The sequence below is a fragment of the Embleya sp. AB8 genome, assembly GCF_049739465.1.
Taxonomy (GTDB): domain Bacteria; phylum Actinomycetota; class Actinomycetes; order Streptomycetales; family Streptomycetaceae; genus Embleya.
Genome location: NZ_JBMHHY010000047.1, coordinates 1 through 16,643, shown reverse-complemented (window position 1 = coordinate 16,643; position 16,643 = coordinate 1). Strand labels below are relative to the sequence as shown.

Here is a 16,643-nt window from a genome sequence, read left to right as displayed (position 1 = left end):
GTGGTGACGGCGGGTCAGCGGGGCGGGCGGGGCAGACCCAGGCCCAGCATCGCGATCATGTCGCGCTGTACCTCGTTGGTGCCGCCACCGAAGGTGAGGATCAGCGCCGTACGGTGCATCTTCTCCAGCCGACCGCGCAGCACCGCGCCGGGCGAGTCCTGCTGGAGATAGGCGTCCTCGCCCATGCACTCCATCAGCAACCGGTAGGCCTCGGTGGCGAATTCGGTCCCGAAGATCTTGGTCGCCGAGGCGTCGGCGGGACCGACCTTGGTGCCGTGGTCGACCGACCAGGCGATCTTCCAGTTGACCAGCTTGAGGAACTCGACCTTGGCGTGCACCCGGCCCAGGTTGGCCTGGACGTGCTCCCGGTCGATCACCCGCGAGCCGTCCGGGAGCAGCGCCCGTTCGGCCCAGCGCCGGGTCTCGTGCAGCGCGAGCTGGATGGCGGCGGCCGAACACAGCGCCACCCGCTCGCGGTTGAGCTGGCCGGTGATCAACTTCCAGCCGCCGTTGAGCTCGCCGACCAGCGCCGAGGCGGGCACCCGGACGTTCTCGTAGAACGTCTGCGCCGTGGTCTGGCCGCCCATGGTCTTGATCGGCGTCCAGGAGAAGCCCTCGGCGTTGGTCGGCACCAGGAACATGCTCAACCCCCGGTGCCGGGCCGCGTCGGGGTCGGTACGCGCGGCCAGCCACACGTAGTCCGCGACGTGGATCAGCGAGGTCCACATCTTCTGGCCGTTGATGATCCAGTCGTCGCCGTCCCGGACCGCCTTGGTGGTCAGCGCGGCCAGGTCGGTGCCCGCGCCCGGCTCCGAGTAGCCGATCGAGAAGTGCATGTCGCCGGCGAGAATCTTCGGGAGGAAGAAGTCGCGCTGTTCCCGGGTGCCGTACTCCATCAGCGTCGGCCCGACGGTGTTGATGGTCAGGAACGGCACCGCGGCGCCGGCCAGCGTGGCCTCGTCGGTGAAGATCAGCTGTTCGAGCATCGTGCGGTCCTGGCCGCCGTATTCCTTGGGCCAGCCGATACCCAGCCAGCCGTCCTCGCCCATCTGCTTGACGACGCGGCAGTACGCGCCGTCCTTGCCCATCAGGCTGGTCTCGCCCGCAGCCTGTTCGGCCCGGATCTCGGGGGTCATGATCCGCGCGAAGTACTCGCGCAGTTCCCGCCGCAGGTCCTCCTGCTCGGGGGTGTAGGCGATGTGCACGTGGTCTCCCTATAGCGATAACCGATAGCGACAACCGGGAAAAGTGGCTTCGTCAGCTCCTGGGCAGGCCCAGGATGCGTTCGGCGACGACGTTGAGCTGGATCTCCCGGGTGCCGCCGCCGAGCAGGACCGCCGGCAACGAGAGGTAGGCGGTGAGCAGTTCGCCGCCGAGGCCGTCGTGGTGGGTGCCGCCCGCGCCGATCCGGTCCAGGCGCGCGGTGACCACCGCCCGCTGGTGTTCGGTGACGGCGAGCTTGAGGACGCTGGAGGCGGCGCCCGGGTCGAGTCCGGACAACTGCCGAAGGGTCGAGCGCAGGGTCAACGCGCGCAGTGCGAAGTTCTCCGCCGCGAAGCCGCCGAGTCGACCGGTCAGCGCGGTGTCCGCCCGGGCCGCGCCGCTCTCGCCCCGGTCACCGAGTTCGGCGAGCAGCCTGCCGAACGCCTGCATGCCCGGGCCGCCGGCGATCATCACCCGCTCGTTGGCCAGCGTGGTGCGGGCGATCCGCCAGCCCGCGTGCACCTCGCCGACCACCTGGTCGTCGGCCACGAACACGTCGTCCAGATAGACCTCGTTGAACTCGGACTGCCCGTTGGCCTGCCTGAGCGGGCGGACGTCGATCCCGGGGGTGGCCATGTCCACGATGAAGTACGTGATGCCCTTGTGCTTGGGCGCGTCCGGATCGGTGCGGGCCAGGCAGATCCCGAAGTGCGCCTCGTGCGCCTTGGAGTTCCATACCTTCCGGCCACTCAGCCGCCAGCCGCCGGGGACCCGCACGGCACGGGTGGTCAGCGACGCGAGATCGGAGCCGGCGCCGGGTTCGCTGAACAGTTGGCACCAGACGATCTCGCCGCGCAGCGTGGCCGGGACGTACGCGTCGCGTTGGGCGTCGGTGCCGTGCGCCATGATCGTGGGCAAGGCGAACTCGCCGATGATCGTGCTCGGCCGGGTCAGTCCGAGGCGGGCGAACTCCTGCTGGACGACCACCTGTTGGGCGGGGCCGGCGGCGATCCCGTACGGCCTGGGGTAGTGCGGCGAGACGTAGCCCAGTTCGGCCAGCCGGTGCCGACGGGCGGGCTCGGCAAGGGTGTTCGCCTCGGCCAGGTGCCCGGCCACCTCGGCCCGGAACACGGCGAGGTCGCCCTCGTCGGGATCGAGGTCGAGGCCGAGGTCGAGATCGAGGTCGAGGTCGAAGCGCCGGGTGGGGCCGCCGGTCAGGGTGTCCAGGGCGGCGCGGCCCAGGCGCTCGGTCCACTCCCCCGCCGGGCCGAGCCACTGGGCCAGGAAGACGGCGCGGCGCCAGTAGAGGTGGATGTCGTGTTCCCAGGTGAAGCCGATGCCGCCGAGCATGGTGAGGCAGTCGAGGGCCACCTCGCGGGCCGGCGGCAGGCAGACCACGGCGGCTTCGGCGGCGGCCAGGCCCAGTTGTTCGTCGGCGTCGGCGGCGGCATCGTCGGCGGCCCGGGCCGCGTCCCACGCGGCGGCGCCGGCCAGTTCGAGGCGGGTGAACAGGGTGGCGGCCTTGTGCTTGATCGCCTGGAACGAGCCGACCGGGACGCCGAACTGCTCGCGGATCCTGACATAGGCGAGCGCGGTCTCGAAGCACCAGCGGGCCACGCCGACCGCCTCTGCGGCGGCGAGTACGGCGGCCAGGTCGCGCACCCGGCCGGTGGTGATGCCGGGGAGCACCTGGGACGCGGTGATCTCCAGGTCGTGGGTGCGTACCCGGGCCACCCCGCGGGCCAGGTCGACCGGGTCCAGCGGGGTGACCTCGATGTCGTCCCGGCCGCCGGGCTCGACCACGAACCAGATCTGCGCGTCGTGGCCGGCACCGGCGTCGGTCCGCGCGCCGAGCAGCAGGTAGTTCGCGCCGATCGCGCCCAGGACCGGCTCGGCGCTGCCGTTGATCTCCCAGCCGACCTCGGTCTGCCGCGCGGTCAGGTCGGCCGCGACGGCGACCGCGCCGCGGGCGCCGGCGGCGAAGCGCGGCAGCAGCGCCTTGCCGACCTCGGGGCCGGCGTGGCGGGCCAGGATGGCGCTGGTCAGGACGGTGGGCAGGTACGGGCCGGGCAGCAGGCCGCGACCGGCCTCTTCGAGGGCGACGGCCAGTTCCAGGACACCGGCACCGGCGCCGCCGTGTTCCTCGGCGAGGTGGACGGCGGTCAGGCCCTGGTCGACCAGCGCGCTCCAGCAGTCCGGCAGCGCACCGGCGGACAACTGCTCGGCGGCCCGGCGGGTGGCCTCGACCGAGGCGTGGCGAGCGACGAAACCGGCGACCGATTCCGCGAACGCCCGGTGCTCGTCGGCGAATCCGATCGGCACTGTGTACTCCCTCACCAATCACCAATACTCGAGCTACTCGAGCACTCAATACTTGTCTTTATCAAGTAAGCGGACAGGCTACCTGACCGGATCCGACGTCGCCAGATCCACCGGTCGACCGAAGCGGAGCCACGCACGGGCAGCGCGGCGCACGGGATGGACGCGGGCGCGGGCGCGGTCGCATGGAGCCAGGGGCGGGTTGGGGTGGGCGGTGGAGGCGGGCGTGGTCGCGGGCACGTGGGGCCGGCGGCAAGCCAGGCGCCGGCGTACGGGGATGGGCAGGGCCGCTGCCGCGCGGGCCGAAGGTGCGCCGGGTCGGGAGCGAATCGGGGGGCGGGCGCGCCGGGCCGGGGGTTGGGATGGGCGGGGCGGGCGGGGTCGGCGGCAGCGGTGGGCTTGGTCGCGGGCGCGCGGAGACGGACCGGACGCGGGCGCAGCGACGTGGGCGGGGTCGCTCACGCCCCTGCCGGAGACAGGCCGGGTCAGGGGCGGACCGGGGCGCGGGCGTGCGGATGGGAGCGGTGCGCGTGGCGCCGGGAGTCGGCTCGCGCGGGTGGCAGGCAGCCCGACCGTGCGGCGGCCTCGGCGGTGGGCGCGACCCGGGACGACCTCGATCACCACACGCCCGTGCGCATCACTTCGTGGACGGCAGGCCGAGCTTGCGGTGATCCCAGGAGACGACGCGGTCCGGGACGACCTTGATCACCACACGCTTGTTCAGCATCATCTCGACGGCCGGGCGCATCTCCTCGGTGTACGGCGCGGCGTAGCGACCGAACACGCTCACCCCCAACTCCCAGATCCGGTCCGGCTCCTCGACCACCTCGGCCTTGCCGACGATCGATACGCCCCGCAACTCCTCGTAGTGGTCGCCGGCCTCGACCAGGCAGGTGATGGTCGGGTTGCGACGTACGTTGAGCACCTTCTGCGCGCGGGCCTTGCTCTCCAGGGCCACCTCGCCCTCCAGGAAGCCGTACCACATGCCGACCGAGTGGATGCTGCCGTCGGCGTTGAGCGTGGACATCGTCATCGAGTGCCGCTCGGCCAGGAACGCGGCGACCTCGCCGTCCGTCATCCTGACCCGGTCGCGCTGCTTGACGCCGTGGCCCATGTGCCGCTGCTGCTCACCCATTGCCGAACCCCTTTTTTGATTGCCTGGGTCAAACATTGCCACGCCGGCCACACAATTGACAGACCGTCAGTTCCACCTCCGCCCGCCCCCGGAACGATGATTGACACCCCGTCGGGTCCTGCCTGGCATCGGCGCCATGACCCGAACTGGCCAGACCTTGACAGTCGACGGCGCGGTAGGCGCAAAGTTCCCGTGCGCACCGCCGGACGCGAACGCGGCACCGCACCGGGGCGGCAACGGACTCACCCTCAAGGCTGAACCTTTGCTCAACCAAAGAGAGCGTCAGCCCAGATCACGCTCGGAATCCGCACGCTCGACCGAACGACACGGCACCGCAATGCACCCCCAGGGAGATATACTTTTCTCGATTCGATATATACTCGAGGAGTGTAGACATGGCCAAAACCCTCGTCGACATCGATGAAGACGCCTTGGCGGAAGCCGCTCGGATACTGGGTACGACGACCAAGCGGGACACGATCAACGGCGCCTTGCGCTCGCTCGGCGACCGGGATCGACGCTTGGCAGCCTTGGCAGGCATGCGCAAGATGGTCGCGGACGGACGCTTGGACTTCTCCGTCCTGGGTTACCCCGACGAGGATTCCTCTGCCGAGGGCCCGGCCACTGGAGCGGATGCGTGAGCCAGGAGCTCTACTTGGTCGACACCTCCGCACTGGTCAGGTATTTCCGCGGACAAGTCACCGAGCATTGGAACGATCTGATCGGTGCCGGGCGCGTCGGTCTGTGTGAACCGGTCCGCATCGAGTACCTCCGCTCGGCCGGTCGTCAGGAGGACTTCCACGAAGCGGATCACTTCCTCACCGAGATGTTTCCGTACCACCTCGTTCCGGATTCGCTCTGGTCCGAATGCGCCCAGTTGCAAATGGACTTGGCGAACCTGAGTTGGCACGAGGGGGCAAGCATGGTGGATCTCGTAGTGGCCGTGACGGCACGTCATCACGGGTTGACCCTGTTGCACCTCGACCGCGACTTCGAGGTGATCGCCAAGCTCACCGGCCAACCCACCAAGCGCATCGACGCCCGCTGACCCCCACCTGAGAGGATGCCGAGAAGGCTGACGGCAGCAAGTGGAGCGAGGAGTGCGCGGTGTCCGATGTGCGACGTGTAGGGGTGGTAGGCGCCGGGCTGATGGGGTCCGGGATCGTCGAGGTGTGTGCCAAGGCCGGGCTTGACGTGCTCGTGGCGGAGACGAACGCCGCCGCGGCGGAGGCCGGGCGGGCTCGGGTGGCCAAGTCGATCGATCGTGGTGTGAAGGCGGGCAAGCTCGCCGAGGCGGATCGGGACGCGGCGCTCGCGCGGATCACCTACACCACCGATCTGGGCGACTTCGCCGATCGGGACCTGGTGATCGAGGCGGTGGCCGAGATCGAAGAGGTCAAGACGCAGATCTTCGCCACGCTGGACAAGGTCGTGGTGCGCGAGGACGCGGTGCTGGCGTCCAATACGTCGTCGATTCCGATCATGAAGCTGGGCATGGCCACGGCCCGGCCGCAACAGGTGATCGGGATCCACTTCTTCAACCCGGTGCCGGTGCAGAAGCTGGTCGAGCTGGTGCCCTCGCTGCTCACCGACGACACGACCGCCGCCCGTGCGGAGGCCTTCGCGGCGGACGTGCTGGGCAAGACGGTGATCCGCTCGCAGGACCGCGCGGGCTTCGTGGTCAACTCGCTGCTCGTGCCGTATCTGCTCTCCGCGATCCGGATGTTCGAGTCCGGCTTCGCGTCGGCGGAGGACATCGACAACGGCATGGTGCTCGGCTGCGCGCACCCGATGGGCCCGCTGCGGTTGACCGACCTGATCGGCCTGGACACGATCAAGGCGGTCGCGGACAGCCTCTACGACGAGTTCAAGGAGCAGCTGTACAGCTCGCCGCCGCTGCTGCTGCGGATGGTCGACGCGGGGCTGCTGGGGAAGAAGACCGGGCGCGGGTTCTACCAGTACTGACATACGCGACACGCGACACGCGACGCGCGATACGCGATACGCGGCAGGGCGGTCCCGGTCGGGGCCGCCCTGCGGTGCGTCTCGGGCGGCTACGGCGTCCGTGCCTCGACCTTGTCCGTCCGTACCGGCGCCGAAGGCTCCCCCGGCTCCTCCGCAGGCGCCCCCGTCGGCTCCGCCTTGGCCACCACCACCGCCTGGGCCGTCTGCAGCGGGACCTCCTTGATCAGCAGCACCGCGAGCAGCGCCAACAGGCCGAACGGCGCGGCGAACAGGAAGATGTCGCCCACCGCGTGACCGTACGCGCCCTCCACGACCCCGCGCGCCGGCTGCGCGATGTGATGCACGTTCGGAATGCCCGAACCGCCGCCACTGCTCCCGGACTTGAGCCCGCCGTCGGAGAGGTAGCCGGTCACCTTGGTCGCCATCACCGCGCCGAGCGCCGAGACGCCCACCGCGCCGCCCAGGCTGCGGAAGAACGCGACGACCGAACTGGCCGCGCCGAGTTGGTGCACCGGTACCGCGTTCTGCACGGCCAGCACCAGGTTCTGCTGCAACGCGCCGATCCCCATGCCGAGGACGAACATGTACGCGCCCAGCACCCACAGGTTCGTGTCCGCCCGCGTCGTGCTCATCAGCGCCAGGCCGATGGTCAGCGACACGCCGCCCATCACCAGGTAGCGCTTCCAGAACCCGGTCGCGGTGATCAGCTTGCCGACCACCGTCGAGGCGATCACCAGGCCGCCGATCATCGGCAGCGTCATCAGTCCGGACACGGTCGGCGACTTGCCGCGGGCGATCTGGAAGTACTGGCTCAGGAAGACCGACGAGCCCATCATCGCCAGCCCCACCGCCAGGCTGCCGAGCACCGCCAGCACGATGGTGCGCTCCTTGAACAACCACAGCGGGATGATCGGTTCGACCGCGCGCCCCTCGACCCGGATGGCCAGCACGATCAGCAGCAGCGAGCCGAGCACCATCGCCGCGGTCTGCCAGGACACCCACGCGTAGTTCTTGCCCGCGAGCGAGACCCACACCAGCAGTACCGAGACCCCGGCGCTGATCAGCGTCGCGCCCAGGTAGTCGATGGTGACCTCACGCTTGACCACCGGCAGCTTCAGCGTCTTTTGCAGGATCACGATCGCGGCCACCGCGAACGGTACGCCGACGTAGAAGCACCAGCGCCAGCCCAGCCACGGGGTGTCCACGATCACGCCGCCGATCAGCGGCCCGCCGACGGTGGCCAGTGCGAAGGTGGCGCCGAGGTAGCCGCTGTAGCGACCGCGCTCGCGCGGCGAGATCATCGCCGCCATGATCACCTGGGCCAGGGCGGTCAGTCCGCCGACCCCGACACCCTGGATGACCCGACAGCCGATCAGCATGCTCGTGTTCTGCGATAGCCCGGCCAGCGCGGAACCGGCCACATAGATCACCAACGCGAGCTGGACCAGCAGCTTCTTGCTGGTCAGGTCCGCGAGCTTGCCCCAGATCGGGGTGGTCGCGGTCATCGCGAGCAGGGTCGCGGTGACCACCCACGTGTAGGAGGTCTGGCTGCCGTGCAGGTCGGAGATTATTCGCGGCAGGGCGTTGGAGACGATCGTGGACGACAGGATCGCCACGAACATGCCCAGGAGCAGGCCGGACAGGGCCTCCATGATCTGCCGGTGGGACATCGGTTCCGCCGACACCTCCGCGGCCGGTGCGTTGGTCATACCTACCCCTTCGACTTCGGATGCTCTGCGCCCGGACGCGGCTTCACCACCCCCGACACGGTTGCCTGCTACAACCATAGCGTTCTTTGTTGCTGCAAGCAACTTTCAAGAGATGGTCAAGTCGGCGCACCCGGGCGGCAGATCGGCGCGCCTCGACGTGATCGAGCGATTACGCAAATAGCATCCGAGCATGGCAAAGACCCCTCAATCCGGCGCTTCGGGCGGCAACATCGGCGGCGTGTCGTACCGCACGATCGGCATCGGGGCGATCGTCGTCCTGAGCGTGTGGTTCGTGCTGGCCAATACCGACTCGGTGAGCATCCGGTTCTGGATCCCCACGCTGGCCGCGCCGTTGTGGATCGTGTTGGTCGGGGCGTTCGGGGTGGGGGCGCTGACCGGCTGGTGGGTGAAGGGGAACCGAGCGGGAAGCCGACGCTGAGCGGCCCGATACCCTGGGCCGCATGCTTCGCTTCAGGCTGCGTCCGGCCGCACACGTGGCGAGCCTGGTCACCGCCGGCCTGCTCGTGGCCGGCTGTTCGAGTACCGGTTCCCCCACCGCCGAGCCCTCCGCCGGCACTCCCACCGGGTCCGACACCCAACCCGTCGGCGACACGGTATGCGCCGGGCTGCTGCCCACCGCGGCGGTCACCGCGCTGCTGCCCGCGGCGCCCGCGTTCACCGACAAGGACCAGGCGCCGCAGGACCACTACCCGGTACTGCGCTGCCAGGTGACGGCGGGCGACCGGTCCTTCGTCGGCTCCGCGTACCTGTTCAACATGGCCGGCGCCGAACGGGTCCAGCTGCCGGGGCTGACCACGACCGGGTCGGCGCCGCTGGGCAACGGGGACAACAAGCTGTACGGCATGGCCGGTGCGGACGACGCATGGCTGGTCCAGAACTGCAAGGTGCAAAACGTCGAGCAACCGGTGCCGATGCTGATCCGCGCCCGCACCATCGCGCCCGCCGGCGCGCCGAATCAGTCGGACCGGCGGCAGCAGTTGGCCGACCTCGTCGTCGACCTGGCCAACGGCGTGTCCAAGGCGGCCGGGTGCGAGGCCCCGCCCACCCCGCGCCCCGACAAGATCAAACCCGCGAGCGAACCCAAACCGATCACCGACGCACCGATCTGCGGCATGCTCGACCCGGCCGCGCTCGGCCCACAGGCGGCCGGCGAGCAGCGTGCGCGGTGGACCGCGTCGGCGACGCCCGAGGGGCCCGGCGCGATCCAGGGTTGTGATCTGTTCCTGGACAACCGGCGGGTGCTCTCCTTCGCGATCGTGCACGGCTACCTCGCGCCCGGCACCGAGGCGCCGGGCGAGCGTCCGGAGTTGTCCGAGCGACTGCCCACCGGCGGCATCCCCAACGACGCCCAACTCGCGGGCACCGTCGAGGGCAAGGTGCTCGGGATGTGCGACGGCCACAAGGTCGCCTACCAGCTCAGCCGGCACAACGGCGCGGACCCGCCCGGGCTGACCCTGGGTCAGCCCACCGAGCCGTTCTTCCGCGCCTTCGCGAACGGGGCCTCGAAGTGGGGCTTCAAGTGCGAACCGATCAACCCGCAAGAGGCCCCGGACCAGTGGCAGTTCCGCAACTGAGCGGGCACCCTTCCCGCGAACGCCTGCGGGGCCGCGCCGAGACGATCTCGGCACGGCCCCGCAGGGTCCCGCGGCTGGCGTTGTGTCACCCACGTGGGTGACACAACGGGTGACACCGCATCAGGTCACGACGCCCCCGACGGCTCCCGACTCGCCGCCGGCAACGACGGCGGCGGCGCCGACTGCCCCGACCCCGCACCCCCGTCCGGCTTCGGCTGCCCCTGGCCCTGGCCCTGACCCGCGCCCGCCGGCGGCAGGTCGGCCAGGAACTTCCGCTCGACGTCCGGGTGCTCCTTCAGATAGGCCTTGACGCCCTCCGCCGCCGCGTTCGACTTGCCCGCGTAGTCGACGAAGACCTTCTTCTCCAGCGGCCCGAGCACCGAGTCGTCCAGCTCCAGGTTCTTCACCCACGTGTTCAGCTGCGGGAAGTCCTTCGCAAAGCCCTTGCGCCCGATCGAACCGATCCAGCCGGGCGCGCCATAGGACTGCTTCGGGTCGGCCAGCGGCTTGATGTCGTACTTGGTGTACGCCCAGTGCGGCCGCCACATCGTCACCACGATCGGCTTGCCCGCCGCCATCTGCCGGTCCAGTTCGGCGATCATCGCCGGCGTACTGCTCTTGACCAGGTCGAAGTCGAGGCCGTAGTCCGGGATCAGCTTCTTCTCGGTCAGGTCCATGATGTTCGCGCCCGGCTCGATGCCGATGATCCGACCGCCGAACTCCTGCTCGTGGCCTTTGAGTTCCTCGACCGAGTTGTACGGCATGCGCTTCGGGACGGCGAGTTGCACGTCGACGTTCTTGTACCACTTGCCGATCTGTTCGAGCTTGGCGCCGTACTCGTCCAGGTACTTCTTGTGCAGCGTGGGCAACCACGCGTCCAGGAACAGGTCGATGTCGCCGCGCGCCAGGCCCTGGAACATCGGGCCCACGTCGAGCTGCTTCATCGTCACGTCGTAGCCGCGCTTCTCCAGCAGCTGCTTGTACATGTTGGTGACCACGACGTCCTCCTCCCAGGGGATCCAGCCGATGGTCACCTTCTTCCGGCCGTTGTCCGAGCTGCCCAGGCCGAAGCCGCCGAGCAGCCCGGCGACCAGCGCGACGGCGACCACGCCGCCGACCGCGACCACCGGACGCGGACGCCAGTCCAGGAGCCACTTGGGGGTGAACCCGTCGGCGGAGCGCGCGGTCGCGGTGCGCTTGGCCCGGGCCTCGACCCGCTGCCCGGCCGCGCTGACCGTACGGTCCAGGTAGATCGCCAGGACCACCACCGCGATCCCGGCCTCGACACCCAGGCCCACGTTGTTGTTGGACAGCGCGCCGAACACCTCGCTGCCCAGGCCACCCGCGCCGACGATGCCGGCGGTGACCACCATGGACAGGGACAACATGATCACCTGGTTGACGCCGGCCATGATGGTCGGCAGCGCGAGCGGGAACTGGATGTCCTTGAGGATCTTCCACTCGCTGGTGCCGAACGCCTCGCCCGCCTCCACCATTTCCGCGTCGACGCTGCGGATGCCCAGTTCGGTCATCCGCACGCCGGGCGGCAGCGCGAAGACCACGGTGGCCACGGCGCCCGGTACCGTACCGATACCGAAGAACGTGATCGCCGGGATCAGGTAGACGAAGGCCGGCATCGTCTGCATGAAGTCGAGTACCGGCTTGACCACCGTGCCCACCGCGCGGCTGCGCGCGGTCAGGATGCCCAGCGGAATCGCGAACAGCAGTGCGACCGCCGCCGAGACCAGCACCAGGGCCAGCGTGGACATGGCCGGCTTCCACATGTCCAGGCCGTCGATCAGCAGGAAGCCGGCCGCCGCGACCAGCCCGAACAGCAGGCCGCGCACCGCCCAGCCGATCACCGCGAACAGGATCACCACGGCCGGCAGCGGCGAATCGGTCAGCCAGTCGGCCAGGTGCGTGATCGCCCCGCCCACCACGCTTTGAATGAAGTCGAAGAGCCAGGCGAAGTGGTCGCGCATGAAGTCGACCACACGCTCCGCCCAGTCCCCCACGTGGATCCTAGGCATCGTTGTGCACCCCGCCGTCGCGGCCGTCGATACCGGACCGCTCGCCGCCCTGAGCCGGTACCCGCGCCGCGCCCCCCACGTCCCCCGCGCTCGTGGGCAGCAACTTCTCCCCCGGTCCCATCGGGACCAGCATCTTCACGCTGCCCGTGTCGGTCACCCCGAGGGTGCCGCCCTCCGCCTCGGCGGAGGCGCTCTGCGCCGCGTTGCCGAGCGCGGCCAGCAGGCTCACCCGGGGGATCACCCCGACCAGGCGCAGTGCCTCGTCCACCACCGCGAGCGGCAGTCTGCTCTCCGCGCACGGCGTGAACAGCTCGGCGACCGGGGTCTGCGGGGTCACCGTGACCACGTCGAGGGTCGGGTCGGGCCGGATGCTCCGGTCGCCGGTGCGCGCCGCCTCGGTGACCGCAGCGTCGGTGACCGCGCCGAGCAGCCGGCGGCCGTTCTCCCGGGTGTCCACCACGAAGGCGGCCGTGGTCTGCGCCTCGCGCATCGTGCGGATCGCCACGCGCGGGCCCTCGCCGACGGTCACCGTGGCGCGCGAGTCCTCCATGATCGAGCCCGCGGTGAGCACCCGGGTGCGGTCCACGTCGGCGACGAAGGAGGCCACGTAGTCGTTGGCGGGGTCGGTCAGGATGTCCTCGGCGGTGCCGATCTGGACCACCCGGCCGTCGCGCATCACCGCGATCCGGTCGCCGAGCCGCATCGCCTCGTTGAGGTCGTGGGTGATGAACACGATGGTCTTGCGCAACTTCTCCTGGAGTTCCAGGAGCTGGTCCTGCATCTCCCGGCGGATCAGCGGGTCGAGGGCGCTGAACGACTCGTCCATCAGCAGGATGTCGGCGTCGGTGGCGAGCGCGCGGGCCAGGCCGACCCGCTGCTGCATGCCGCCGGACAACTCGCTCGGCGCGGACTCCTCCCAACCGGCCAGCCCGACCAGGGCCAGCGCCTCGCGGGCGCGCCGGTCGCGTTCGGCCGCCGGGACGCCCTGGACGGACAGACCGTAGCCGGCGTTCTCCAGGACGGTGCGGTGCGGGAACAGCGCGAAGTGCTGGAAGACCATGCTGATGCGCCGGGCGCGCACGTCGCGCAGCTCCTTGGCGGGCAACGAGGTCAGGTCCCGGTCGTCGATGTAGACGGCGCCGGCGGTGGCGTCCAGGAGACCGTTGAGCATCCGCAACAGGGTCGATTTACCCGAGCCGGACAGGCCCATCACCACGAATATCTCGCCCTCGGCGACCTCGAACGAGACGTCGATGACGGCCGGGGTGGCATTGCTCTTGCGCAGGGCGTCGCGGCTTTCACCGGCGCGGAGTCGAGCCACCGCGTCGTCGGCGCGCCGGCCGAATATCTTGTACAGGCCTTCGGCCCGGAGTCTGGACACACATACCTCGTCGTTAGGGCCGCGGGGGAACGGAATCGTTGATTTCGATTCCGGGCCGGAGCACCGCCGTGAGCAGGGGCGCCGGCGCCGCGGGCTGTGGATGCGGGAGTACGGCCGCCGAAAAAACGTCACGGCAGCGGCGCGCGTCCGGGGTCGAACGCCTGTTCGTGGATATTCCCCACGAAAAGTTGTATCCCGCATGTGTTACCGGGCGTGACTTGCCCGAGCGATTCAGATGAGAAACATATGGAGATGCTCATCTCATTAACGCGCAGGCATTTGCCCGAATTGATGAGTGGATCGGCCGATTGAGCCCGAGCCTTCGGCCGTGATCGTGCGGTGATCATGACGTGATCACCTCGACATATTCGCTCCTCTCGGTTACCGAACGCATACGCGCCTGCGAATTCCGGAGCGCCATCGTCGAGCTCCGGCGCGCACTCCGGCGCCGTCGCCCGAATGGCCGTGGCGCGGCCGGGGCGCACATGCCCCATAGGGGTGATGTTCCCGCGTTCTCCAGGTGACACAACGTCACCAGGCGGTAACGTCCCGGCGCGAGAACGCAGGCGGCGATCCCCCACTGTCGCACGCACCCCTACCGATGGAGCCTTCCGTGTCACGCTTGCTCGACGTAAGCCCCGAGGTCCGCGCCGAGATCGGCGACGACGAGGCCGCCCGCCTGGTGGCCGGGGAGACCGGCCCCCAGACCTACGCGTGCGCCTCGTGCCGCGGTGAGGGCGACACCACCTCCGTGCAGACCAGTGCGCTGCTGTACCTGGCCGAGGAGACCGCGGTGCTCGCGTTCGCGCACACCCGGTGCATCCCCTCGCAGGTGATCCCGGTGTCCGAGGCCGCCGTCGAACCGCTGCTCGCCGCGCAGGCCAATCCGGGGCTCGCGGTGCAGACGGTGGTGCCGGGTGGGCCGGTGCCGATCTCGATCACCGGCAGCATGGTCGCGTGCGCGGGCGTGACCTACGCGGCGCTCGTCGTCGAGCCCGGCGCGGCGGTGGCCCGCCCGGGTACACCCGGCTCGCAGGACGAGTTCCTGTCGCTGCTCGGCGAGCGCGGCTTCGCGCCGATCGCCACGCCCGAGGAGACCCTGCCGCCGCTGCTCGGCGGGTGGTCGGTACAGATGACCGACGGCTACCTGACGGCGGTGCTCTTCCCCGGCGCGGGCGGTCGGACCGAGGCGTGGTGGCAGGCGCAGGCCCCGGCCGAGGTGCCCGAGGCGTGGCTGAACGCGGCCAAGACGCACGGCGTGGTGTTGTTGTTCGCGGCGCCGGTAGGCACGATCGGCATCCACACCGGCAACGACGAACTGGCCGCCGCGCTCGGCGAGGCCGGCCGCCGCAACCTGCTGGCCGCCGGCTCGGTACCGGTCAGCGGCATCTGAACGAACGACCCGCCGCCCCGGGCCGCGCGGAGGCGGGCCCGGGGCGGCGGCGCGTGGGCGGGCGCAGGTGGGGCGGCGGGTTCGGGCGGCGGGTGCTTCCCGGGCGTCGCGCGCGTTCCGATAGCGTGCCGGGGCTATGGAGCAATACGACGCGGCCTACGGCGACGAGCTGGTCTCCGCCGACCGGCGGCACATCTGGCATCCGTACGCGAACACGGACGGCAACTCGCCGCTGTTCCCCGTGGTCGGCGCCGACGGGGTCCGGCTTCGGCTCGCCGACGGGCGCGAGTTGATCGACGGGATGTCGTCGTGGTGGGCCGCGATCCACGGCTACAACCACCCCGAGCTGAACCGGGCGGCGCACGCCCAGGTGGACACGATGGCGCACGTGATGTTCGGCGGGCTGACCCACCCGCCGGCCGTGCGGTTGGCGAGGCGGCTGGTGGAGATCACCCCGGAGCCGCTGACCAAGGTCTTCTTCGCCGACTCCGGGTCGGTCTCGGTCGAGGTGGCGCTGAAGATGGCGCTGCAGTACCAGCGCGGGCGCGGGCGGCCCGAACGCACCCGGCTGCTGACCGTGCGCGGCGGCTATCACGGCGACACGTTCGGCGCAATGTCGGTGTGCGACCCGGTCGGCGGGATGCATCACCTGTTCTCCGGGGTGCTGCCGACCCACCTGTTCGCGCCGATCCCGCCGGCCGGCTTCGCCGCCGAGTTGCGGGCCGAGGACACCGCCGGGATCGAGGAGTTGCTCGACCGGCACGGCGCGACGATCGCCGCGGTGGTCCTGGAGCCGATCGTGCAGGGCGCGGGCGGGATGCGCTTCCACTCCCCCGCGTATCTGCGCCGGGTGCGCGAACTGTGCGATGTCCACGACGTGTTGCTGATCGCGGACGAGATCGCCACCGGGTTCGGCCGGACCGGCGCACTGTTCGCGTGCGAACACGCGGGAATCGCACCGGACATCATGTGCCTGGGCAAGGCACTCACCGGCGGCTACCTCACCATGGCCGCGACATTGTGCACCGACGAGGTGGCCACGACCATCTCGCGTGGCGAGGGCGGCGCGTTCATGCACGGCCCGACCTTCATGGCCAACCCGCTGGCGGCGGCGATCGCGGGGGCGAGCGTGGACCTACTCCTTGCCGGCCCGTGGCGCGAACGGGTCGCGGCCCTGTCCGAGGGCCTGCGCACGGGCCTTGCGCCGGCCCGCGAACTGCCCGGCGTGGTCGACGTCCGGGTACTCGGCGCGATCGGCGTGATCGAACTGGCCGCGCCCGTCGACATGTCCGTGGTCCAACCGGCCTTCGTCGAACACGGCGTCTGGATCCGCCCGTTCGGCCGCCTCGTCTACACGATGCCGCCGTACGTGATGTCCGAGGCCGACCTGACCACGGTCACCGGCGCGATGGTGGACGTCGTCCGCGCCCACACCTGACCGGACCGCGCCCACCCTGCCCGGGCCGAGCCCGGTACCCGCCGCCCACGCCGCACGCCCCGCGCGGCGCTCGACCCACCCCACGTCGCCCGCCGTGCGCACCACCTCCGCCGTGCGCACCACCTCCGCCGTGCGCTCCCGTGCTGCCCGTGCCAACCGCCCCCGTGCCCGCGCGCCGTCCCTACCGTGCGCTCCCGCGCCGCCCGTGCCAACGGCCCCGGTGCCCCGCGCGCCATTCCCACCCTGCGCTCCCGCGCCGCCCGTACCAGCCGCCCCCATCCCCGCGCGCCGTCCCTACCGTGCGCTCCCGCGCCGCCCGTACCAACCGCCCCCGTCCCCACCGTGCGCGCCCGCGCCGCCCGTCCCCACGCACCATCCCCACCGTGCGCTCCCGCGCCGCCCGTACCAACCGCCCCCGTCCCCACCGTGCGCGCCCGCGCCGCCCGTCCCCACGCACCATCCCCACCGTGCGCTC

13 protein-coding genes are annotated in these 16,643 nt (G+C 70.5%); 7 read left to right on the top strand and 6 right to left on the bottom strand.

Annotated elements, in window-relative coordinates; all coding sequences use genetic code 11:
• Positions 1 to 14: 14 nt before the first annotated feature.
• The 3 genes from ABIA38_RS42860 to ABIA38_RS42850 form a co-directional block, all read right to left on the bottom strand.
• Entirely contained in the window at positions 15 to 1,205 is a 1,191-nt protein-coding gene (locus ABIA38_RS42860; protein WP_424644448.1) for an acyl-CoA dehydrogenase family protein, read from the bottom strand.
• Between the two features lie 52 nt (positions 1,206 to 1,257).
• On the bottom strand, positions 1,258 to 3,525 hold the full coding sequence (locus ABIA38_RS42855; protein ID WP_424644447.1) for an acyl-CoA dehydrogenase: 2,268 nt from the start codon (positions 3,523 to 3,525) through the stop codon (positions 1,258 to 1,260).
• 634 nt (positions 3,526 to 4,159) lie between these two features.
• The gene (locus ABIA38_RS42850) at positions 4,160 to 4,657 is read right to left on the bottom strand and encodes a TIGR03618 family F420-dependent PPOX class oxidoreductase (protein WP_424644446.1); all 498 of its coding nucleotides are present in this window, start codon (positions 4,655 to 4,657) and stop codon (positions 4,160 to 4,162) included.
• 395 nt (positions 4,658 to 5,052) lie between these two features.
• Here ABIA38_RS42850 and ABIA38_RS42845 point away from each other — a divergent pair, with 395 nt between their 5' ends.
• Genes ABIA38_RS42845 through ABIA38_RS42835 form a run of 3 tightly spaced genes read left to right on the top strand, consistent with a single transcriptional unit; the run spans position 5,053 to position 6,622 of the window.
• Positions 5,053 to 5,298, top strand: coding sequence for a type II toxin-antitoxin system VapB family antitoxin (locus ABIA38_RS42845; RefSeq protein WP_424644445.1), 246 nt, complete (start codon positions 5,053 to 5,055; stop codon positions 5,296 to 5,298).
• Positions 5,295 to 5,705, top strand: a complete 411-nt coding sequence (locus ABIA38_RS42840; RefSeq protein ID WP_424644444.1) for a PIN domain nuclease — start codon at positions 5,295 to 5,297, stop codon at positions 5,703 to 5,705. The genes ABIA38_RS42845 and ABIA38_RS42840 overlap by 4 nt, the downstream gene beginning before the upstream one ends.
• A 59-nt stretch (positions 5,706 to 5,764) precedes the next feature.
• A complete protein-coding gene (locus ABIA38_RS42835) occupies positions 5,765 to 6,622 on the top strand; it encodes a 3-hydroxybutyryl-CoA dehydrogenase (protein WP_424644443.1) in 858 nt (285 codons plus the stop codon).
• Positions 6,623 to 6,711: 89 nt separating this feature from the next.
• Here ABIA38_RS42835 and ABIA38_RS42830 read toward each other — a convergent pair whose 3' ends face one another.
• Positions 6,712 to 8,331, bottom strand: a complete 1,620-nt coding sequence (locus tag ABIA38_RS42830; protein ID WP_424644442.1) for an MDR family MFS transporter — start codon at positions 8,329 to 8,331, stop codon at positions 6,712 to 6,714.
• Positions 8,332 to 8,521: 190 nt separating this feature from the next.
• Between ABIA38_RS42830 and ABIA38_RS42825 the strand changes: the two genes are divergently transcribed.
• Positions 8,522 to 8,770, top strand: a complete 249-nt coding sequence (locus tag ABIA38_RS42825; protein WP_424644441.1) for a LapA family protein — start codon at positions 8,522 to 8,524, stop codon at positions 8,768 to 8,770.
• Positions 8,771 to 8,792: 22 nt separating this feature from the next.
• Positions 8,793 to 9,926, top strand: coding sequence for a hypothetical protein (locus tag ABIA38_RS42820; RefSeq protein ID WP_424644440.1), 1,134 nt, complete (start codon positions 8,793 to 8,795; stop codon positions 9,924 to 9,926).
• 125 nt (positions 9,927 to 10,051) lie between these two features.
• Here ABIA38_RS42820 and ABIA38_RS42815 read toward each other — a convergent pair whose 3' ends face one another.
• Together ABIA38_RS42815 and ABIA38_RS42810 are read right to left on the bottom strand one after the other, a co-directional pair.
• On the bottom strand, positions 10,052 to 11,956 hold the full coding sequence (locus tag ABIA38_RS42815) for an ABC transporter permease/substrate binding protein (RefSeq protein ID WP_424644439.1): 1,905 nt from the start codon (positions 11,954 to 11,956) through the stop codon (positions 10,052 to 10,054).
• A complete protein-coding gene (locus ABIA38_RS42810) occupies positions 11,949 to 13,337 on the bottom strand; it encodes a quaternary amine ABC transporter ATP-binding protein (protein ID WP_424644438.1) in 1,389 nt (462 codons plus the stop codon). Before ABIA38_RS42810 ends, ABIA38_RS42815 begins: the two co-directional genes overlap by 8 nt.
• A gap of 613 nt (positions 13,338 to 13,950) precedes the next feature.
• Here ABIA38_RS42810 and ABIA38_RS42805 point away from each other — a divergent pair.
• On the top strand, positions 13,951 to 14,730 hold the full coding sequence (locus ABIA38_RS42805; protein WP_424644437.1) for a hypothetical protein: 780 nt from the start codon (positions 13,951 to 13,953) through the stop codon (positions 14,728 to 14,730).
• Between the two features lie 136 nt (positions 14,731 to 14,866).
• Positions 14,867 to 16,168 (top strand): adenosylmethionine--8-amino-7-oxononanoate transaminase, encoded by a 1,302-nt coding sequence (gene bioA / locus ABIA38_RS42800; RefSeq protein WP_424644436.1) that lies wholly within the window; start codon positions 14,867 to 14,869, stop codon positions 16,166 to 16,168.
• Positions 16,169 to 16,643: the final 475 nt, after the last annotated feature.

What these genes read in the sequence shown, in the direction of transcription:
- ABIA38_RS42830 (WP_424644442.1), bottom strand. Translation starts at nt 8,331, where the DNA reads ATGACCAACGCACCGGCCGCGGAGGTGTCGGCGGAACCGATGTCCCAC.
- ABIA38_RS42845 (WP_424644445.1), top strand. Translation starts at nt 5,053, where the DNA reads ATGGCCAAAACCCTCGTCGACATCGATGAAGACGCCTTGGCGGAAGCC.
- ABIA38_RS42825 (WP_424644441.1), top strand. Translation starts at nt 8,522, where the DNA reads ATGGCAAAGACCCCTCAATCCGGCGCTTCGGGCGGCAACATCGGCGGC.
- bioA (WP_424644436.1), top strand. Translation starts at nt 14,867, where the DNA reads ATGGAGCAATACGACGCGGCCTACGGCGACGAGCTGGTCTCCGCCGAC.
- ABIA38_RS42850 (WP_424644446.1), bottom strand. Translation starts at nt 4,657, where the DNA reads ATGGGTGAGCAGCAGCGGCACATGGGCCACGGCGTCAAGCAGCGCGAC.
- ABIA38_RS42820 (WP_424644440.1), top strand. Translation starts at nt 8,793, where the DNA reads ATGCTTCGCTTCAGGCTGCGTCCGGCCGCACACGTGGCGAGCCTGGTC.
- ABIA38_RS42815 (WP_424644439.1), bottom strand. Translation starts at nt 11,956, where the DNA reads ATGCCTAGGATCCACGTGGGGGACTGGGCGGAGCGTGTGGTCGACTTC.